We start from the raw sequence: 19,897 nt of genomic DNA on the forward strand, positions 1-19,897 counted from the left end.
CGACGCGGCGGCCGGCTCCGTCGCATAATCCGGCGCAGACGTCTCACAAGGAGAGCGAAATGAAAGCCTGGCGTGCCCTGATCGCCGTGTCCTTCCTGCTGTTGAGCGGTTGCCTGGTTACCTTCAAGGACCCCATCCCGGCCAACGAGGCAGCGCCGATTCCGCTGCTCGGCGAGTGGACGCGCAAGAACGAGTGGGGCGAGCAGCAGTACCTGGACATCAGCCGCTCCGGCGCCAACGTCTACAAGGCGAAATCCTACGTCGAGAGTCCCGACAACCAGGAAGGCCAGGAAGAGTACAGCTTCACCGTCGCGCACCATGGCCTGCGCTGGTACGTCTCCGCCGGTCTGCCGAAGAGCCTCGGCGCCAATTTCGCTATCGCCGGCTTCGAGATCACCACCAGCAACGAGCTGGTGATCTATACCTTGGATGTCGAACGCATCCAGCAGACCCTGGACCAGGGCGAGCTGGAGGGACAGCGGGTGGAAACCGAGCGGGGCGACGGTGTGTTGATCAGCAGCGCCCTGGACAAGGTGTTCGCCTTCCTGAACGACCCGGCCAATTCCGATGTCTTCGTCGAAGTGGCCCGCTACCAGCGTTCCGGTGAATGAGGAGACGATGAACAGCCGAATGGATCTGGACGACTACCAACTGATCATCCGCGCGCTTTCCGACCGTATCGTCGAGGCGCAGACGCCGATCCGCGTGCTGGATGCGGTCAAGTGGGACGATGGCGTCCGCAAGGGCTTCTTCAAGGCCAAGGGCAAGGAGCTGCCGGCCATCGACCGCGCCTACTACGAGAGCCGCCCGCTGACCTTCGATTCGGCGGCGAAGAAGCAGGAGTTCCAGAACATTGAGCGGGACATCACCCGCCAGCTCGGCCAGTTCAACCCGGTCGGGCAGATCATGCGGCGCATGTGCAAGGAATACCGCATGGTCATCCGCATGCTCGAGGCGCGCGGCACGGCGGATTTCGGCCTGATCTCCCAGGACCTCTACGGCGCCGCGTCGGACGCCTTCCATGCCGGCGACCCGACCCTGGCCGATCTCGGCCTGATGCTGTCGGACTACCTGAACAACATCGCCGATCGCGGCGACCTCAAGGACGAGCCCAAGACGCTTTCCGCCAAGGAAGCCGTCGAGCTGCTGCAAGGCCGCTTGAACAAGGTGTTCGGCGAGAAGGACAGTACCATCCGCGTCATCGAGTCCGACGGCATCGTCGCCGACGCGGCGGCCGGTGCCGACTACATCAAGATTCGCACCGATGCGATGTTCAACGAGCGCGACGTGCGGGCGCTGGAAGTCCACGAAGGGCTGGTGCATGTCGGCACCACGCTGAACGGACTCAACCAGCCGGTCTGCACCTTCCTCTCCAAGGGCCCGCCATCCTCCACCGTGACCCAGGAAGGACTGGCGATCCTCATGGAAGTGATCGCCTTCGCCTCCTACCCGACCCGCCTGCGCAAGCTGACCAACCGCACCCGGGCCATCCACATGGCCGAGGAGGGTGCGAATTTCCTCGACATCTTCGAGTTCTTCCGCAGCGAGGGGTATGCCGAGGACGAGTGCTACGGCAACGCCAGCCGGGTATTCCGCGGCTCGACGCCGGATGGCCTGCCGTTCACCAAGGACCTGTCCTACCTCAAGGGTTTCATCCTCATCTACAACTACATCCAGCTCGCGGTGCGCAAAGGCAAGCTGGAGCAGATTCCGCTGCTGTTCTGCGGCAAGACCACCCTGGAAGACATGCGGACCCTGCGCCAACTGGTGGACGAAGGGCTGGTGGTACCGCCGAAGTACCTGCCGCCGCAGTTCAGCGACCTGAACGCGCTGTCGGCCTGGATGTGTTTCTCCAACTTCCTGAACCACCTGAGCCTGGACCGGATCGAAGCCGACTACGCCAATATCCTCTAATAAGCGGCAAGCTACGGGCCTCAAGCTGCAAGTGGTTTGCCTCTGAAAGCGCGTGCAGCTCGTTACTTGCCGCTAACCGAAGGTTACTTCCATGCCTAGCCATCAGCTTGACTACGAAATCCTCGGCGCTTCGGCGCAAAGCGTCGAAATCATCCTTGACCCCGGCGAGACGGTGATCGCCGAAGCCGGGGCGATGAACTACATGACCGACGGCGTGCGCTTCGAGACGCGTATGGGCGACGGCAGCGCCAGCGGCGTGCTGGGCAAGCTGTGGGGCATGGGCAAGCGCATGCTCACCGGCGAATCGCTGTTCATGACGCACTTTACCAACGCCGGCAAAAGCCAGGCGCGGGTCGCCTTTGCCGCGCCCTATCCGGGCACGGTGGTGCCCATCGACCTGAGCCGGATCGGCGGCAGCCTGATCTGCCAGAAGGATGCCTTCCTCTGCGCCGCTCACGGCACATCCATCGGCATCAGCTTCAACAAGCGGCTGGGTGCGGGTTTCTTCGGCGGCGAAGGCTTCATCCTGCAGAAGCTGGAAGGCGACGGCCTGGCCTTCGTGCATGCCGGCGGTACGGTGATCCGCAAGGAATTGAACAACGAGACGCTGCGCCTGGATACCGGCTGCCTGGTCGGCTTCAGCCGCGGCATCGACTATGACATCCAGCTCGCCGGCGGTCTCAAGAGCATGCTGTTCGGTGGCGAGGGGATTCTCCTGGCCACGCTCAAGGGCACCGGAACCGTGTGGATCCAGAGCCTGCCGTTCTCGCGCCTGGCCGAGCGCATCTACGAAGCGACCTTCAAGGCGCGGGAGGAAGTGCGCGCCGGAGGGCAGTGATGCCACGGCTGTTGCTGGCCGGCGTACTGTTGCTCCTGGCGGGCTGCAGCTCGCTGTTGTTCTACCCGCAGAAAGGGTTGCCGATCACCCCGGAGCGGGCCGGGCTGGCCTATCGCGATGTGTTCCTTGACGCTGCCGACGGCACCCGCCTGCACGCCTGGTGGCTACCGGCCAAGGCTGGCGTCGAAGTGAAGGGCACGGTGCTGCACCTGCACGGCAACGGCGGCAACCTGGCTTGGCATCTCGGCGGCAGCTACTGGCTGCCGGAGCAGGGCTACCAGGTCCTGCTGCTGGATTACCGGGGCTACGGCCGCTCCGAAGGCGAGCCCTCGCTCCCGGCGGTCTATCAGGACATCGACGCCGCCTTTGCCTGGCTCGATCAGGCAGAGGAGGTGCAGGGCAAGCCGCTGGTCGTGCTCGGCCAGAGCCTTGGCGGCGCTTTGGCACTGCATTACCTGGCGGAGCATCCCGAGCGCCGCGAACGGCTGCACGCGCTGGTGCTGGATGGCGTGCCGGCGAGCTATCGCGAAGTGGCGCAATACACCCTGGGCACGGCCTGGCTGACCTGGCCGCTGCAGGTGCCGCTGTCCTGGCTGGTCCCCGATGGCGACAGCGCGGTACGGGCCATCGCCCGGCTCGAAGGCGTGCCGATGCTGATCTACCACAGCCTCGACGATTCGCTGGTGCCCCTTTCCAACGGCGTGCGTCTGTATCAAGCTGCGCCGCCGCCGCGGGTGTTCCAGCCGACCCGCGGCGAGCACGTGCACACTTTTGCCCAGCCGGTCTGGCGCGAGGTGATGGTGCGCTACCTGGACGACCCGCAGGGCTTCGTCGGGTTGCGCCGGCTGGCCGAAATTCCCGATCCCGATACTCCGCAATGAAGGGCACCATGACCGAAGAACGCAGTCCCATTCCCCTGATCCTGACCGCCGTCGCCAGCGTCATCGGCACCGTCCTGGCGCTCTGGTACTACGGCTACCTGCACTTCGCCAAGGAGGAGGACGCCTTGCTGCTGGCCGACTTCACCATGCTCAAGACCGTGCCGGGCGAGGACTACAAGGTATCGCTCAAGCCCGCCCGTCAGGTCGCCCAGTGCATCGACGGTGTGCTGGTACTCTTCGATACCGAACAGAAGGGCCTCACTGGTGTGCTGGTGGACGACCGCAAGCAGGCGGTGCGCTGCATGGGCCAGGAGACGCCGCAGGAAACCCCGTGAACATCGAAATCTGGCAGGGCGACATCACCCGTCTAGCCGTCGACGCCATCGTCAACGCGGCTAATTCGTCGCTGCTCGGCGGCGGTGGGGTGGATGGCGCCATCCACCGGGCGGCCGGTCCCGAGCTGGTGGCGCATTGCCGGACCCTGGGTGGATGCCCGACCGGCGAGGCCCGGTTGACTCCTGGCTTCCGCCTGCCGGCGCGCCATGTCATCCATACCGTCGGCCCCGTCTGGCGGGGCGGTAATCATGGCGAACCCGATCTCCTGGCGGCCTGTTACCGCAACAGCCTGGCCCTGGCCGAAGCCCACGGACTGGCCAGCATTGCCTTTCCGGCGATCAGTTGCGGCATCTACGGTTATCCGCTGGAACAGGCCGCGGTCATCGCCATCGGCGAACTGCGCCGGCTGCGGCAATCCGGCAGCAGCCTGGAAAAGGCCGTGCTGGTGGCGTTCTCTCGGGACATGGCCGTGCTGTACGAACGACTGTTGAGCGGGGAGAGCCCGGCTTCCTGATGCCGGGCTCCTCCGGTAAGCCCTTAGCGAGCCATCGCCGCACGCGGGGCAACCGCCTTATCGTCATTGGAAATGGTCACTTCGACCCGGCGATTCATGGCGCGACCGGCCGACGTATCGTTGCCGGCGACCGGATACTCCTCACCATAACCTTGCGCGACGATGCGCTCCGGCGTGACCCCCATCTTGACCAGCGCCATGCGCACCGCGTTGGCGCGACGCTCCGACAGGCCCAGGTTGTAGGTATCCGAGCCGGTGCTGTCGGTATAACCCTCGACGATCACCTTGCGCTCCGGATTCTGCTGGAGGAACTCCGCCAGGGTCTGCACGTTGCGCATCCCGCCGGGCTTGAGTTCGGCGCGGTCGAGATCGAACAGCACGTCGCCGAAGGTCACCAGCGTACCGCGCTCGGTCTGCTTGGCCTGGAGCTGCTCCTGCAGCTTGCGGATCTGCTCGTCGCGGGCCTGCAGGCGCGCTTCGGCACGCTTGGCCGAGGCGTCCTGCAGTTCGCTTTCGGCGCTGCGCAGTTCGACGGTCTGCTTGGCCACGTCGACGCTGCGGTTGGCCAGGTAGGCCAACTGATCGACGTATTCCTCGTCCTGGTCGTCCATGTAGGCCTTGTCGGCCTGGTCGAGCATTTCCTTGGCTTTCTTGGTCTCCAGCGCGGCCAGTTGGTTGGCGCGGGGATCGGTCTGCAGCGTGGCATAGTTGCTGCGGGCCTGCTCCAGGGTCTGGTTGGGTTGGCTGGCGCAGGCGGCGAGGCCCACGCACAGCGCCAGGAGAGTCGGGAATCTCAGGTTGCTAGGCATGGCAATTATCCTTTTCGTTGGCGAAGTCGGAAGGGACGGCGCGCTCACTGGGCGTTCCGCAGACTTTCCTCACGCAGCTCCTGTACACCTTGCTGCGCATCCTCAACGGCCTTGCGGGCCTTGGCGGCCAGAGCCTTTCGCTCGGCTACCCGGGCGTCCCATTCGGCCTGCTCGGCGAGCTTTTTGGCCTTCTCGTAGTCCTTGTCGTGCAGGGCGAATTCGGCCTGCTTGAGCTTGTCCTGGGCGGACTTCATCTCCACGGCGGCGTATTGGGTGCCGCCGGCACTCTCGGCGTCCCGGACCACGGATTCGGTCACGGCGAATTGCTCGGTCGGTGGGTTCCCGGCACAGCCGGCCAGCAGAAGGCTGCCACCCAGCAACAGGCTGGCGAGCTTCAGGTTCCGGCACGCGGCGGGCGAAAAAGAAGCGCTGGATTTCATGGATTCACCTCCAGTGAGTCAGTTCGTTGGAACTTCATCTCTCCATCGAAAGGCTGTTTTCTCGATGCGATCGGCGAAGCAGCAGGACCGGTCGCCTATTTTTGTGACCGGTGAAAAAAACAGATCGTTCAGTCAGAAAATTTAGCGAGCCGCTCTGGAACGCGGGCTGCCGCTTCGCTGGCGGGCAGGTGGCGAGCCCCGTCCGGCACGGGCGGACGGGGCGGAAGGCAGGGAGGCGGTCAGTGATTGGCGCTGTCGTGCTGCTGGCTCAGCTCGTGCAGGTACTTGCGGGACAACGCCAGGAAACGGGGCGTCGGGCCGATGTCTTCGTAGAGCGGGTCGCCCTGCTCGTCGACGGCCACCACCTGGGTGCCCTTGACGTAGGGAAGGCTGGTTTCCAGCTCTTCCAGGGCCGCGCATACCAGCTCGCCGAGCAGTTCTTCGACGTTGCGCTTGGGGTACATCTCGGCCAGGGCCGCCAGGCGGGCGGCCGCCTCGAGGTCGAGGTGGATCTGATAGCGGCTGCGCGTCAGACGGCCCTTGGCGTTCTGCTCCCAATGGCGGACAAGCTCGCGAATCTTCATTGCACACCTTCCTTTTTCCCGCCGGGGCGGGTTGCCGATCAGTGTTCAGGCGTCTGGCTGGCCCGCGGGCCGGATCAGGGCCTACTGTTAAGCCTAGCGCGCTCTATCCCGCGCATTGGCTCATGAGTCGCGCTCTTGTAAGCCTGTGGCGCTCTGGGCACTCTTGAGTCTGACTCTGCGTTTCTGCGCTTGTTCGCAAGCGCCCAACGGTTCAACCGAAGGAGAACGGCATGGCGGAAATCGACGCGCGTCTGCGCGAGGACGTGCACCAGCTCGGCGAATTGCTCGGTAGCTGTATCCGCGACCAGCGTGGCGCGGCATTCCTGGACAAGATCGAACGTATCCGCAAGGGCGCCAAGGCGGCCCGCCGGGGGTCGGCGGAGGGCGCCCGGCAGCTCACCGCGACCCTGGACGGGCTCGGCGAAGACGAACTGCTACCGGTGGCGCGGGCCTTCAACCAGTTCCTCAACCTGGCCAACATCGCTGAGCAGTACCACCGCATCCGCCGGCGGCGGCCGGACGAGCCGGTGCTGTTCGAGGCGCGTGTCCTTCCCGAACTGCTGGCGCGCCTGAAGGCCGATGGGCACGGTGCCGACAGCCTGGCCCGGCAGATCGGCCGCCTGGATATCGAACTGGTGCTGACGGCCCACCCGACCGAGGTGGCGCGGCGCACCCTGATCCAGAAATACGACGCCATCGCCGACCAACTCGCCGCCCAGGATCACAACGACCTGCTCCCCGGCGAACGCGAACGGGTCCGCGAGCGCCTGCAACGCCTGATCGCCGAGGCCTGGCACACCGAGGAAATCCGCCGGGTGCGGCCAACCCCGGTCGACGAAGCCAAATGGGGCTTCGCCGTGATCGAGCATTCGCTGTGGTGCGCCGTGCCCAACTTCCTGCGGGGCGTCGACAGTGCCCTGCATGCCGCCACCGGCCTGCATCTCCCGCTCGACGCCGCGCCGGTGCGCTTCGCCTCCTGGATGGGCGGCGACCGCGACGGCAACCCCAACGTCACCGCTGCGGTCACCCGCGAAGTGCTGCTGCTGGCGCGCTGGATGGCGGCCGATCTCTATCTTCGCGACGTCGACCAATTGGCCGCCGAGCTGTCCATGCAGGAAGCCAGCCCGGCGCTGCGTGCCCAGGCGGGAGACAGCCCGGAACCCTACCGGACCGTGCTCAAGCGTCTCCGCGAGCGATTGCGCGCAACCCGCGCCTGGGCCGAAGCGGCCCTGCATGGAGAACTGGCGCCGCCGTCCGCGGTGTTGCAGGACAACCGCGAACTGCGCGAACCGCTGGAGCTGTGCTTCCAGTCGCTGCACGACTGCGGCATGGGGGTGATTGCCAACGGTCCGCTGCTCGACTGCCTGCGCCGGGTCGCCACCTTCGGGCTGTTCCTGGTACGCCTGGATATCCGCCAGGACGCCGCTCGCCACGCCGCGGCGCTCAGCGAGATCACCGACTACCTCGGTCTCGGCCGTTATGCCGACTGGTCGGAAGACGACCGCATCGCTTTCCTTCTGCGCGAACTGGATAATCGCCGACCGCTGTTGCCGGCGGATTTCCGGGCCTCGGCAGAAACCGCCGAAGTGCTGGCGACTTGCCGCGAAGTGGCCGCCGCCCCGGCCGCTTCCCTGGGGTCCTACGTGATTTCCATGGCCGGGTCGCCCTCCGATGTGCTGGCGGTGCAATTGCTGCTCAAGGAAGCGGGACTGCGCCGGCCGATGCGGGTGGTGCCGCTGTTCGAAACCCTGGCGGACCTGGACAACGCCGGCCCGGCCATCGACCGGCTGCTCGGCCTGCCCGGCTACCGGGCGCGTCTGCATGGCCCGCAGGAGGTGATGATCGGCTATTCCGACTCCGCCAAGGATGCCGGTACCACGGCGGCGGCCTGGGCCCAGTATCGTGCCCAGGAGACGCTGGTGGACATCTGCCGCCGGCACGACGTCGAATTGCTGCTGTTCCACGGTCGCGGCGGCACCGTGGGACGCGGCGGCGGCCCCGCTCATGCGGCGATCCTGTCGCAGCCGCCGGGTTCGGTGGCTGGGCGTTTCCGCACCACCGAGCAGGGCGAGATGATCCGCTTCAAGTTCGGCCTGCCGGACATCGCCGAACAGAACCTCAACCTCTACCTGGCCGCCGTGCTGGAAGCCACCCTGCTGCCGCCGCCGGCTCCCGAGCCGGCCTGGCGCGACCTGATGGACCGGCTCGCCGCCGAAGGCGTGGCGGCGTACCGGGCGGTGGTCCGCGAGCATCCGCAGTTCGTTCCGTACTTCCGCCAGGCCACGCCGGAGCAGGAACTCGGCCGCTTGCCGCTGGGCAGCCGGCCGGCCAAGCGCCGCGAAGGGGGCGTGGAGAGCCTGCGGGCGATTCCCTGGATTTTCGCCTGGACCCAGACCCGCCTGATGCTGCCGGCCTGGCTGGGCTGGGAAACCGCGCTGAACAACGCCATCGAGCGCGGGGAGGGCGAGCGCCTGGAGCAGATGCGCGAGCAGTGGCCGTTCTTTCGCACCCGCATCGACATGCTGGAAATGGTCCTGGCCAAGGCCGACGGAGCCATCGCCCGGCTCTACGACGAGCGACTGGTAGATGCCGGACTGCGACCGCTGGGGGATCACCTGCGCGACCTATTGTCGCAGGCGATACGCGCCGTGCTGAAACTGACCTGCCAGTCCCGGCTGCTCAGCCACAGCCCCGAGACCCTCGAGTCGATCACCGTCCGGGACACTTACCTGGACCCGCTGCACCTGCTCCAGGCCGAGCTTCTGGCCCGTTCCAGACAGCGCGAGAACGAGGCCGGCGGCGCCCTGGAACAGGCGCTGCTGGTGAGTGTGGCGGGCATCGCGGCGGGCTTGCGCAATACGGGATAAGTCCCGTTTTTCTCCGACTTTCGGTGGCTTGTGCCGCCCCGGTGCGCTGTGTATCTTGGACACCCTTTGGTCGGGCCAGGGTGTCAGCAGCGCGCAGGTCGCGCCGTACACAGGCCGCCGAAACCGAATACTGAGATTGGCCCCACGAGGCGAATCCGAGAATTTCTTTCATTCTTGAGGAGCACAACGATGCGCGTGATTCTGCTGGGGGCGCCCGGTGCCGGCAAAGGTACCCAGGCTCGCTTCATCACCGAGAAGTTCGGTATTCCGCAAATCTCCACCGGCGACATGCTGCGCGCAGCGGTCAAGGCCGGCACGCCGCTGGGCGTCCAGGTCAAAGGCGTGATGGAGAGCGGCGGCCTGGTGTCCGACGACATCATCATCGCCCTGATCAAGGAGCGCATCACCGAGGCCGACTGTGCCAACGGTTTCCTCTTCGACGGTTTCCCGCGCACCATCCCGCAGGCCGAAGCCCTGCGCCAGGCCGGCGTGACCCTCGATCACGTGATTGAGATCGCCGTGGACGACGAAGAGATCGTCGGCCGCCTGTCCGGACGCCGCGTGCACCCGGCGTCCGGTCGCGTCTACCACACCGAACACAACCCGCCGAAGGTCGCCGGCAAGGACGACCTGACCGGCGAGGATCTGATCCAGCGCGAAGACGACAAGGAAGAAACCGTGCGTCACCGCCTGTCCGTCTACCATTCCCAGACCAAGCCGCTGGTGGACTTCTACCAGAAGCTCTCCGCCGCCGAAGGCAAGCCGACGTACAGCCGTGTCGAAGGCGTCGGTTCGGTCGAGGACATCACCGCCAAGGTGCTGGCTGCGCTGAGCTGATCGCTCCCGTGTTGCACCGAACGGCCCGCTTGCGGGCCGTTCGTCTTTCCGGAGGTCGCCGAGCGATGCTCCGGCGAGGGTATAATGCCCGCCCTTTTTTTTCACCCGTCCCGGATTGTTTCGATGACCACTCTGCTGGCCCTGGATACCTCCACCGAAGCCTGCTCCGTCGCCCTCCTGCAGGGCGGGCGGGCGCTCAGTCATTACGAGGTGATCCCGCGCCTGCATGCCCAGCGCCTGCTGCCGATGGTGCAGGCGCTGCTGGCGGAGGCGGGCGTTGCGCTTTCGGCGGTCGATGCCATCGCCTTCGGTCGCGGTCCCGGCGCCTTCACCGGCGTGCGCATCGCCATCGGCGTGGTCCAGGGGCTGGCGTTCGCCCTCGAACGTCCGGTCCTGCCGGTATCCGACCTGGCGATCCTGGCCCAGCGCGCCCACCGCGAGCACGGCGTCGCGCAGGTGGCTGCCGCCATCGACGCGCGAATGGACGAGGTCTACTGGGGTTGCTACCGGTTGCAGGACGGCGAGATGCGCCTGGCCGGCGTCGAGGCGGTGCTGCCGCCCGAGCAGGTCGCACTGCCGCGCGATGCCTCCGGCGAATGGTTCGGCGCCGGCACCGGCTGGGGCTATGGGCCGCGCCTGCCGGTCGTGCCCACGGCGCAGGATGCCGGACTGCTGCCCCATGCCGAAGACCTGCTGACCCTGGCCCGCTTCGCCTGGTCTCGGGGCGAAGGCGTGCCAGCCGAACAGGCACAGCCGGTCTACCTGCGCGATAAGGTCGCCACCCCTAAGGGTGCATCCTGAACTTTCATGGCTCGCTCGAACCCTTGCCTGGGCGCCCGGTCAAGTATTGGGAGCCTGCCATTCATCCTGTCGAGCTGGGGGAGCCCGATCATGCGATTGCCAAGCCGCGTAGCTACCGCTAAATTTGCCTGCACTCACGCCGGGCAGTACTAGATGCGTATCGACGGTTTCACTTCCTCCTATCCGCTGGACCGCAGCCCCCGACCGGGCAGCGCGGTAACGCCTTATCGCGAAAGCCAGCGCGAGATCGAGGAGCGCCGCGAGCAACCGACGCCCACCTCCGCCAGCCAGGGTTTCGAACAGACGCCCCAACTGCGCCGCGTGCAGCCCGGCTCCGCCAGCGGGGAGAGCCTGCCGGTCCCGGTCAATGAGCCGACCGACCGCAGTGCGATGACCAGCCGTGCCGCCCAGGCCCTGGCCAGCTACAGCACCACTGCCAGTTTCGCCAGCGACGTGGACGCGCCGGAAGTCCTCGGCCTCGATCTGTACGCCTAGTGAGTTCGGCGCGACTTCCCTATTTCCTCGGTTGTCCCTCCTGGAGCGAGCCGGCCTGGCGCGGTGGTCTCTATCCCGCCGATGCCCGCACCGGCGATTTCCTGTCCCTGTATTCCCAGGTCTTCAATGCCGTCGAGGGCAACACCACCTTTTATGCCCAGCCTTCCGTGGAGACCGTACGTCGCTGGGTCGAGCTGATGCCGGCGGACTTCCGCTTCTGCGCCAAGCTGCCGCGTGACGTCAGCCATGCCGACGACCTGCGCGATCAACTGGCCATGGCCGTCGACTTTCGCGCCTTGCTCCGTCCGCTGGGGGAACGGGTGACTCCGTTCTGGCTGCAATTGCCGGCAGTCTTCGGCCCGTCCCGTTTGTTCGAACTGCACGCGTTCATCGAGGCCTTCGATGCGCCGCTCGCGGTCGAGGTACGCCATCTGGCGTTCTTCGCCAAAGGCGAGGAGGAGCGGGCCCTCAACCGTCTGCTGCGCGACCGGGGCGTCGAGCGACTCTGTCTCGATTCGCGGGCGCTGTTCAGTTGCGCATCGGAAGAACTGGCGGTGCTCCATGCCAAGGCGAAGAAGCCGCGTGTGCCGCCACGCCCGGCGGCCTTCACGACGTTTCCCCAGTTGCGTTTCATCGGCCATCCGGAGTTGGAGGCCAATGACCCGTTCATGGCGCCCTGGCTGGACAAGGTGGCCGGTTGGATCGAGGACGGGCTGACGCCCTACGTGTTCCTGCACACGCCGGATAACCATTGCGCGCCGGAGTTGGCTCGTCGTTTCCATGCCCGCCTGAGGGAACGCCTGCCCGGCCTGCCGGCGTTGTCCGAGGCGAAGCGGGAAGACGAAGTGGAGCAGCTCGGGCTGCTGTAACCGAACCCCCGCCGCCGGGGCGTTGCCCAAGCAGGCATGAACGCCGGACGTTTCCTTCTTCTTGTCGTGCTCCTGCTCGGAGCGGCCGCTGTGGCCGTCTGGCGCGGCTGGGTCGACCTGCCGCCGCGCTGGAACCCTTGGGCGCCGCTGGATGTGCGCGAGTCGCCCAATCCGCTGACGCCGTTCAAGCTCTGGCGCTTGCGCGATAACCGTGAACTCTGCGAGCAGGCGCTCGCCACTTCCGGGCTGCGTTATGCGGCGGTGCCGGACAGCCTGCCGGCACCGGACTGCCCGATCGAGAACAGCGTCCGCATCCAGCGTGGCGCCGTCGCGTTCAACGGCAGCTTCATCGCCACCTGCCCGCTGGCGGTCGCCTATGCACTGTTCGAGCGTCATGGCTTGCAGTCGGCCGCCCAGGAGATCTATGGACAGCCGGTGGTGCGGATTGAGCACTACGGCAGCTTCGCCTGCCGCAACATCGGACAGAGCAACCGGCGTAGCCAGCACGCCCGGGCCAATGCGCTGGATATCGCCGGTTTTCGCCTGCGCGACGGACGGCGCATTACCGTGGCGCGGGACTGGAAGGGGAGCGACCGCGACGCCCGCTTCCTGCGCCTGGTGCGCGACGCCGCCTGCCGCTCGTTCAACACCACGTTGGGGCCGGAGTACAACCGCGCCCACCACGATCATTTCCACCTAGACATGGGCTTGTACCGGATGTGCCGTTAGCCGGTGCCTCTGGCAGAATGCCGCCCTCGTCCAATGTCCGCACCGGATCATCCAGCATGAGTGAAGCGTCGCAGCCAACCCGCATTCGTATCGAACCGCTGGAGCCTGCCCTGGCCGAGCGGGCGCAGGACTGGGCCCGGCGCCTCGGTTTGCCACTCGAAGGCGAGGCGGATTTCGCGCTCCAGTTGGGAGAGCAGGGATTGCAACTGGTCGACCTGGGGCCGCAGGCGCCAGGGCCGGTGCGGGTGGATTTTGTCGAAGGAGCGGCGGCCCACCGGCGTCTCTATGGCGGCGGTAGCGGGCAGATGATCGCCAAGGCCGTGGGGGTTCAGTCAGGCGTGCGTCCAGTGGTACTCGATGCGACGGCCGGGCTGGGGCGCGATGCCTTCGTGCTGGCGACACTGGGCTGCGAGATGACGCTGATCGAGCGCCAGCCGCTGATCGCCGCGCTGCTGGAGGATGGCCTCGCCCGGGCGCGGAGCGATCTGGAGGTCGGTCTCATCGCGGCGCGGATGCGTCTGCTCGTTGGCGATGCCATCGCACTGATGAACGCCTGGGGCGGCGAGCCGCCCCAGGTGATCTACCTGGACCCGATGTTTCCGCACCGCGACAAGAGCGCCCTGGTGAAAAAGGAAATGCGCCTGTTCCGCCCGCTGGTTGGCAACGACCTGGACGCGCCGGCCCTGCTGGAAGCCGCCCTGGTCCTGGCCAGCCACCGGGTGGTGGTCAAGCGGCCGCGCAAGGCGCCGATCATCGACGGGCCGAAGCCCGGTTATGCCCTGGAAGGGAAGTCCAGTCGTTACGACATCTACCCGCTGAAGAAGCTGTCTGTCTGAGCGCGCTCAGGGCTTGTAGGCGCGCATGAACATCGCCACCACGTCCTGAACGTGACGCTCGGCTTCTTCGCCCTCCTGCGGGCCGCAACAACCGATCAGTAGCCGGAAGTTGGCGCTGCCCTTGATCAGGCTGAAGAAGTGGTCGGCGGCGCGGTGCGGCTCCTCCACGCGCAACTTGCCGGCGGCGTCGGCGCGTCGCAGCAGATTTTCCATTCCATCCAGCACCTGCTGCGGGCCGGCGGCGAAGAACATTTGCGACAGCTTGGGGTTCAACGTGGCCTGGTTGACCATGACCCGGTGCAGCTCGACGGACTCGCAACTGTTGATCAGTGCGTGGAAACCGCGACCGATGTTCAGCAGCACCGTCTCGATCGGTATGTCGTCCGGCAGCTCGAACAGCAGTTCGGGCAATTGCTCCACGCACTTGGCCTTCACCGCTGCGGAGAACAGCGTCTCCTTGTCGGTGAAGTGGCTGTACACCGTCAGCTTCGACACGCCTGCCTCGGCGGCGATGGCGTCCATGCTGCTGCCGTCGTAGCCGTAACGAAGGAAAAGAGTCTTTGCCGCCTCGAGGATGGCCTTGCGCTTGGCCGGGTCCTTGGGGCGGCCCGGGCCGCTGGGTGGTAACAGATTGTTAGACATTCCGCTCTTTTAATACTGGACTGGTGAGTTTGCTATTTTTACTATACCCGGCAGTATAAATATTCCAACCGCTCTGTGCGAAAGGTCATCTCCCATGTTTCGCCACGTCCTGTCTCTCGCTGCATCTCTCAGCCTCGCCAGTCTCCTCGTCGCCTGCGGTAACGGCGAGCCCGTCAAGCAGCCGGTCCGGCCGGCCATGGTCGTCAAGCCGAAGCCGGCGGCCGAAGCGATGGAAGCCTACCCCGGCGAGGTGCGGGCGCGCTACGAACCCGAGCTGGCCTTCCGTATCGGCGGCAAGGTGGCCAAGCGCCTGGTGGATGTCGGGGCGCGAGTGAAGAAGGATCAGCCGCTGGCCGAACTGGACCCCGAGGACGTGCGCCTGCAACTGGAGGCCACCCGTGCCCAGGTGGCGGCGGCGGAAGCCAACCTGCAACTGGCCCGCGCCGAGCGCGACCGCTACAAGACCCTGCTGGAGCGCCAGTTGGTCAGTCGCTCGCAGTACGACAATGCGGAGAACGTCTACCGCTCGAACGAGGCCCGGCTGAAGCAGATCCGCGCCGAATATAACGTCGCCAGCAACCAGGCCGCCTACACCGTGCTGCGCGCGCCGCAGGACGGCGTGATCGCCAGCCGCCAGGTGGAAGTGGGGCAGGTGGTCGCCGCTGGGCAGACGGTTTTCACCCTGGCCGCCGATGGCGAGCGCGAAGTGCTGTTCAGCGTGCCGGAGCAGGTGTTCGAGCGCTTCCGCATCGGCCAGGACGTTTCGGTGGAACTCTGGTCGCAGCCCGATCAACGCTTCCCCGGCCGCATCCGTGAGCTGGCCCCTGCTGCCGACCCGCAGTCGCGCACCTTCGCCGCGCGGGTGGCGTTCAGCGAGGGCAAGGTGCCCGCCGAGCTGGGCCAGAGTGCGCGGGTATTCGTCAAGGTGAACGGTGACGTGCCGCTATCGGTGCCGCTGTCGGCGCTGAGCGCGGAAGGCGGCAGGCCGTTCGTCTGGGTGGTCGATCCCAAGGATTCCACGCTGCAGCGGCGTGCGGTGCGAACCGGGGCGTTCGGCGAGAAACGGGTGCCGATCCTGGAAGGATTGTCGGTGGACGACTGGGTGGTGGCAGCGGGTGTCCAGTTGCTGCGGGAGGGGCAGGCGGTACGGCCGGTGGACCGGGATAACCGGGTGGTCGAACTGGCGGCGAAGGAGTGACCGCGATGGGCTTCAACCTGTCTGCCTGGGCGCTGCGCAATCGTCAGATCGTTCTTTACATCATGCTGCTGATGGGCGCGGTCGGTGCGCTGTCCTACTCCAAACTGGGGCAGAGCGAGGACCCACCGTTCACCTTCAAGGCCATGGTCATCCGCACCCTCTGGCCGGGTGCCAGCGCCGAAGAGGTCTCCCGGCAGGTCACCGAGCGCATCGAAAAGAAGCTGATGGAGACCGGCGACTACGAGCGGATCGTTTCGTTCTCTCGCCCTGGTGAATCGCAGGTGACCTTCATGGCCCGCGATTCCATGCATTCCGCTGACATCCCCGAGCTCTGGTACCAGATACGCAAGAAGGTCGGCGATATCCGCTACACCCTGCCGCCGGACATCCAGGGGCCGTTCTTCAACGATGAGTTCGGCACCACCTTCGGCAACATCTACGCGCTGACCGGCGAAGGCTTCGATTACGCCGTTCTCAAGGACTACGCCGACCGCCTGCAGATCCAGTTGCAGCGGGTCAAGGACGTGGGCAAGGTCGAGCTGGTCGGCCTGCAGGACGAAAAAATCTGGATCGAGCTTTCCAACGTCAAGCTGGCCACCCTCGGCGTGCCGCTCCAGGCGGTGCAGCAAGCGCTTGAAGAGCAGAACGCCATGGCGGCCACCGGCTTCTTCGAAACCGCCAGCGACCGGGTACAGCTACGGGTATCCGGTCGTTTTGCGTCGGTGGAGGAGATCCGCAATTTCCCCATCCGCGTCGGCGACCGTACCTTCCGCCTCGGCGACGTGGCCGATGTGCGGCGTGGCTTCAACGACCCGCCGGCGCCCCGCATGCGCTTCATGGGCGAGGACGCCATCGGTCTGGCAGTTTCGATGAAGGCGGGTGGCGACATCCTGGCCCTGGGCGAATCCCTCGAACATGAGTTCGCCCTATTGCAGGAAAACCTGCCGGTCGGCATGCAGCTGCGCAAGGTGTCTGACCAGCCGGCGGCGGTGAAGACCGGCGTGGGCGAGTTCGTCCGGGTACTGGCCGAGGCGCTGGTCATCGTCCTGCTGGTGAGCTTCTTCTCCCTCGGGCTGCGCACCGGTCTGGTGGTGGCGTTGTCGATCCCGCTGGTTCTGGCGATGACCTTCGCCATCATGAACTACTTCAATATCGGGCTGCACAAGATCTCCCTCGGCGCGCTGGTGCTCGCCCTCGGGCTGCTGGTGGACGACGCGATCATTGCGGTGGAGATGATGGCGATCAAGATGGAGCAGGGCTTCGACCGTCTCAAGGCGGCCAGCTACGCCTGGACCAGCACCGCCTTTCCCATGCTCACCGGGACCCTGATCACCGCTGCCGGCTTCCTGCCGATCGCCACGGCAGAGTCCAGTACCGGCGAATACACCCGTTCGATCTTCCAGGTAGTGGCTATCTCGCTGCTGGCCTCCTGGGTTGCCGCGGTGGTGTTCGTGCCCTATCTCGGCGAGCGCCTGCTGCCGGACCTGGCCAAACGTCATGCCGAGAAGCATGGCGGTAGCGATAAGGGCCACGACCCCTACTCCACGCCGTTCTACCAGCGTTTTCGGCGAGTAGTGGAATGGTGCGTCCGGCGGCGCAAGACGGTGCTGTTGCTCACCGTCGGCGCTTTCGTTGCGGCGGTGGTGCTGTTCCGTTTCGTGCCGCAGCAGTTCTTCCCGGCCTCCGGGCGGCTGGAGCTGATGGTCGACCTGAAACTGGCCGAGGGCGCGTCTCTGGTGGCCACCGAGGCCGAGGTCAAGCGCCTGGAGAAGCTGATCGCCGGACATGAGGGCGTCGACAACTACGTAGCTTATGTCGGTACCGGATCGCCGCGCTTCTATCTCCCGCTCGACCAGCAACTGCCAGCGGCCAGCTTCGCCCAGTTCGTCGTGCTGGCGAAGACCGTCGAGGATCGCGAGCGCATCCGTGGCTGGCTGATCAAGACCATGGACGAGGATTTCCCCACCTTGCGCAGTCGCGTTTCGCGCCTCGAGAACGGTCCGCCGGTGGGCTATCCGATCCAGTTCCGCGTGACCGGCGAGCACATCGAGGAGGTCCGTGCCCTGGCCCGCGAAGTGGAGGCCAAGGTACGCGAGAATCCCTACGTGGTGAACGTGCACCTGGACTGGGAAGAGCCGAGCAAGGTGGTGCGCCTGAATATCGATCAGGAGCGGGCCCGTGCATTGGGTGTCAGCACTGCGGATGTGTCGCGTTTCCTGCAGAGCTCCCTGACCGGATCGAGCGTCAGCCAGTACCGCGAAGACAACGAGCTGATCGAAATCCTTCTGCGCGGCACGCCGCGCGAGCGCAACGACCTCACGCTGCTGCAGAGCCTGGCGGTGCCCACCAGCAATGGCCGCAGTGTCGCGCTGTCGCAGATCGCCACCTTCGACTACAGCTTCGAGGAAGGCATCATCTGGCACCGCAACCGTCTGCCCAACGTCACCGTGCGCGCCGATATCTACGGGCCCGAGCAGCCGGCCACGCTGGTCAGCCAGATCCTGCCGACCCTGGAGCCGATTCGCGCCAAACTACCGTCCGGTTACCTGCTGGAGGTGGGCGGTACCCTGGAGGACTCGGCGCGCGGGCAGAAATCGGTAAACGCCGGCCTGCCATTGTTCGTGGTGGTGGTGTTGACGCTGCTGATGGCACAACTGAAGAGCTTCTCGCGCTCGGCGATGGTGTTCCTCACCGCGCCCCTGGGGCTGATCGGCGTGACCCTGTTCCTCCTGGTGTTCCGCCAGCCGTTCGGCTTCGTTGCGATGCTCGGCACCATCGCCCTGGCCGGCATGATCATGCGCAACTCGGTGATCCTGGTGGACCAGATCGAACAGGACATCGAGGCCGGCCTGGACCGTTGGCACGCCATCATCGAGGCGACGGTGCGCCGCTTCCGGCCCATCGTGCTGACGGCGCTGGCCTCGGTACTGGCGATGATCCCGCTGTCGCGCAGCATCTTCTTCGGCCCCATGGCCGTGGCTATCATGGGCGGCCTGGTGGTTGCCACCGCGCTGACCCTGCTGTTCCTGCCGGCGCTGTATGCCGCCTGGTTCAGGGTGAAGAAGGAAAGCTGACGAGGTCGTTCAGGGCGGGTTTCCCGCCCTGTCATGTCAGGCCATGCCGATTGCGGCTGGCCTGGACGATGCGTTGCGCCGGCACCCGCAGTTGAGCCAGCAGGTAGTCGGCGAAGTCCGGCGCATAGCCCTGCTTGCCGATGGCGCGCGCCATGCAGCCCAGCCAGGCTTCGCTTAAGGCTTCGTCGACCGGCCATTGCGCATGGAAAGAAGGAATGGCGATGGGGCCGTACTTCTCGCTGAACAGCTTCGGCCCACCGAGCCAGCCACTGAGAAAGCTGGCCAGCTTGTCGCGGCTCGGTGCCAGGTCTTCGGGATGCAGGCGCCGCAAGGCGGCGGCCTCGGGCCATTCGTCCATCTGCCGATAGAACTCGTCGACCAACCGGCGAAGTCCCTCGATACCTCCGGAGCCCGGTAGGAGGCATCGCCGACACCGTAGACGGGCTTTTCGCTCATCGCATCCAGGCTCCGGTTAGAGCAGGCCGAAGACTTTCTTCGCCAGGCTGGTGGCGGCACCAGCCGGGTTCTGGCGAATGCTCGCCTCTTGCTTGGCGATCACCTCGAAGAGCGCGTTCAGCGCCTGCTCGGTGACGTAGCCCTCGACGCTGGCGCTTTTCGCGTCGATGACACCGAAGGTGGCCGCCTGGCTGGCGAAGGCGTTGTACTGCTGGGCCAGGCCGACCTGATCGGTGGCCTTCTTCACGATTGGCAGGAAGCGCGCGCGGATCTGCTCGCGGCTGGTGCGGTTCAGGTACTGGGTGGCAGCGTCGTTGGGGCCGGACAGGATGCCCTTGGCGTCGGTCACGGTCATCTTTTTCACTGCGTCCAGCAGCAAGGCCTGGGCTTCCGGCACCGCCGCTTCGGCGGCCTTGTTCATGCTGGTTTCGAGCTGTTCGACCTGCGCCCCCATGCCCATCATCTTCATGGTGCGGGCCGCCTTGCCGAGCTTGCCCGGCAGTTCGATGCGCACCTCGGGATCGTTGCTGAACCCGCCGGGTTTGCCGAGTTGCTGCACGGCCACCTTGGCGCCCTGAGCGAGAGCATCCTTAAGACCGCCGCTGGCTTCGGACTGGCTGAGATCGGCGAGCGACAGGGCGAATGCGCTGGCGGAGAGGGTAAGGGTGGCGAGCAGGGTGGTCAGGCGAAGCATGTGGGGTTCCTCGAAAAGGCGTCGGGGCGAGCATAGCGGACGCTGGCGCCGGTGCGAACCGGCGCCAGTCTCAAGAACAGCGA

20 protein-coding genes and 1 pseudogene are annotated in these 19,897 nt (G+C 66.0%); 15 read left to right on the forward strand and 6 right to left on the reverse strand.

Features of this window, described 5'->3' with window-relative positions; translation table 11 throughout:
* Positions 1-59 precede the first annotated feature (59 nt).
* The 6 genes from PIN01S_RS15920 to PIN01S_RS15945 all read left to right on the forward strand — a co-directional run bounded on the left by PIN01S_RS15920 (position 60) and on the right by PIN01S_RS15945 (position 4,483).
* Entirely contained in the window at positions 60-611 is a 552-nt protein-coding gene (locus PIN01S_RS15920) for a hypothetical protein (RefSeq protein WP_084336774.1), read from the forward strand.
* 7 nt (positions 612-618) lie between these two features.
* Entirely contained in the window at positions 619-1,914 is a 1,296-nt protein-coding gene (locus tag PIN01S_RS15925; protein WP_084336776.1) for a flavohemoglobin expression-modulating QEGLA motif protein, read from the forward strand.
* Between the two features lie 91 nt (positions 1,915-2,005).
* Positions 2,006-2,752 (forward strand): TIGR00266 family protein, encoded by a 747-nt coding sequence (locus PIN01S_RS15930; protein ID WP_084336778.1) that lies wholly within the window; start codon positions 2,006-2,008, stop codon positions 2,750-2,752.
* Entirely contained in the window at positions 2,752-3,633 is an 882-nt protein-coding gene (locus tag PIN01S_RS15935) for an alpha/beta hydrolase (RefSeq protein WP_084336780.1), read from the forward strand. Before PIN01S_RS15930 ends, PIN01S_RS15935 begins: the two co-directional genes overlap by 1 nt.
* 8 nt (positions 3,634-3,641) lie before the next feature.
* On the forward strand, positions 3,642-3,968 hold the full coding sequence (locus PIN01S_RS15940; RefSeq protein WP_084336782.1) for a PA3694 family proteiin: 327 nt from the start codon (positions 3,642-3,644) through the stop codon (positions 3,966-3,968).
* The gene (locus tag PIN01S_RS15945) at positions 3,965-4,483 is read left to right on the forward strand and encodes an O-acetyl-ADP-ribose deacetylase (protein WP_084336784.1); all 519 of its coding nucleotides are present in this window, start codon (positions 3,965-3,967) and stop codon (positions 4,481-4,483) included. The genes PIN01S_RS15940 and PIN01S_RS15945 overlap by 4 nt, the downstream gene beginning before the upstream one ends.
* 23 nt (positions 4,484-4,506) lie before the next feature.
* Here the strand turns inward: PIN01S_RS15945 and lptF are convergent, their stop codons facing one another.
* The 3 genes from lptF to PIN01S_RS15960 form a co-directional block, all read right to left on the reverse strand.
* On the reverse strand, positions 4,507-5,292 hold the full coding sequence (gene lptF, locus PIN01S_RS15950; protein WP_084336786.1) for a lipotoxin F family OmpA-related lipoprotein LptF: 786 nt from the start codon (positions 5,290-5,292) through the stop codon (positions 4,507-4,509).
* A gap of 44 nt (positions 5,293-5,336) precedes the next feature.
* Positions 5,337-5,732: a DUF4398 domain-containing protein gene (locus PIN01S_RS15955; protein WP_084336788.1), complete on the reverse strand. Its 396-nt coding sequence runs from the start codon at positions 5,730-5,732 to the stop codon at positions 5,337-5,339.
* Positions 5,733-5,971: 239 nt separating this feature from the next.
* Complete coding sequence (locus PIN01S_RS15960) at positions 5,972-6,316, reverse strand: pilin assembly protein (RefSeq protein ID WP_084336790.1); 345 nt, start codon at positions 6,314-6,316, stop codon at positions 5,972-5,974.
* A gap of 230 nt (positions 6,317-6,546) precedes the next feature.
* Between PIN01S_RS15960 and ppc the strand changes: the two genes are divergently transcribed.
* The 7 genes from ppc (at position 6,547) to PIN01S_RS15995 (ending at position 13,750) form a co-directional block, all read left to right on the forward strand.
* A complete protein-coding gene (gene ppc / locus PIN01S_RS15965; protein WP_084336792.1) occupies positions 6,547-9,183 on the forward strand; it encodes a phosphoenolpyruvate carboxylase in 2,637 nt (878 codons plus the stop codon).
* Between the two features lie 189 nt (positions 9,184-9,372).
* Positions 9,373-10,020 carry an adenylate kinase gene (gene adk / locus PIN01S_RS15970; protein WP_084336794.1) on the forward strand — a complete coding sequence of 216 codons (648 nt, stop codon included), beginning with the start codon at positions 9,373-9,375 and terminating at the stop codon, positions 10,018-10,020.
* 123 nt (positions 10,021-10,143) lie between these two features.
* Positions 10,144-10,821 carry a tRNA (adenosine(37)-N6)-threonylcarbamoyltransferase complex dimerization subunit type 1 TsaB gene (tsaB, locus tag PIN01S_RS15975; protein ID WP_084336796.1) on the forward strand — a complete coding sequence of 226 codons (678 nt, stop codon included), beginning with the start codon at positions 10,144-10,146 and terminating at the stop codon, positions 10,819-10,821.
* A 153-nt stretch (positions 10,822-10,974) separates the two neighbouring features.
* On the forward strand, positions 10,975-11,316 hold the full coding sequence (locus PIN01S_RS15980) for a hypothetical protein (protein ID WP_084336798.1): 342 nt from the start codon (positions 10,975-10,977) through the stop codon (positions 11,314-11,316).
* Positions 11,316-12,185 (forward strand): DUF72 domain-containing protein, encoded by an 870-nt coding sequence (locus PIN01S_RS15985; protein WP_084336800.1) that lies wholly within the window; start codon positions 11,316-11,318, stop codon positions 12,183-12,185. The genes PIN01S_RS15980 and PIN01S_RS15985 overlap by 1 nt, the downstream gene beginning before the upstream one ends.
* Positions 12,186-12,221: 36 nt before the next feature.
* Complete coding sequence (locus PIN01S_RS15990) at positions 12,222-12,914, forward strand: extensin-like domain-containing protein (RefSeq protein ID WP_084336802.1); 693 nt, start codon at positions 12,222-12,224, stop codon at positions 12,912-12,914.
* A gap of 56 nt (positions 12,915-12,970) precedes the next feature.
* Complete coding sequence (locus PIN01S_RS15995) at positions 12,971-13,750, forward strand: class I SAM-dependent methyltransferase (protein WP_084336804.1); 780 nt, start codon at positions 12,971-12,973, stop codon at positions 13,748-13,750.
* Positions 13,751-13,756: 6 nt separating this feature from the next.
* Here PIN01S_RS15995 and PIN01S_RS16000 read toward each other — a convergent pair whose 3' ends face one another.
* Positions 13,757-14,392 carry a TetR/AcrR family transcriptional regulator gene (locus PIN01S_RS16000; RefSeq protein ID WP_084336806.1) on the reverse strand — a complete coding sequence of 212 codons (636 nt, stop codon included), beginning with the start codon at positions 14,390-14,392 and terminating at the stop codon, positions 13,757-13,759.
* A 94-nt stretch (positions 14,393-14,486) separates the two neighbouring features.
* Here PIN01S_RS16000 and PIN01S_RS16005 point away from each other — a divergent pair, with 94 nt between their 5' ends.
* A complete protein-coding gene (locus PIN01S_RS16005) occupies positions 14,487-15,590 on the forward strand; it encodes an efflux RND transporter periplasmic adaptor subunit (RefSeq protein ID WP_084336808.1) in 1,104 nt (367 codons plus the stop codon).
* Positions 15,591-15,595: 5 nt separating this feature from the next.
* Positions 15,596-18,664, forward strand: coding sequence for an efflux RND transporter permease subunit (locus tag PIN01S_RS16010; protein WP_084336810.1), 3,069 nt, complete (start codon positions 15,596-15,598; stop codon positions 18,662-18,664).
* 31 nt (positions 18,665-18,695) lie between these two features.
* On the opposite strand, the pseudogene PIN01S_RS16015 reads toward PIN01S_RS16010, so the two are convergent.
* A pseudogene (locus PIN01S_RS16015) lies at positions 18,696-19,120 on the reverse strand (group II truncated hemoglobin).
* A 16-nt stretch (positions 19,121-19,136) separates the two neighbouring features.
* Positions 19,137-19,814, reverse strand: coding sequence for a DUF4197 domain-containing protein (locus tag PIN01S_RS16020; RefSeq protein ID WP_084336812.1), 678 nt, complete (start codon positions 19,812-19,814; stop codon positions 19,137-19,139).
* Positions 19,815-19,897 lie beyond the last annotated feature (83 nt).

Source organism: Pseudomonas indica NBRC 103045 (assembly GCF_002091635.1).
GTDB classification, from domain to species: domain Bacteria; phylum Pseudomonadota; class Gammaproteobacteria; order Pseudomonadales; family Pseudomonadaceae; genus Pseudomonas_M; species Pseudomonas_M indica.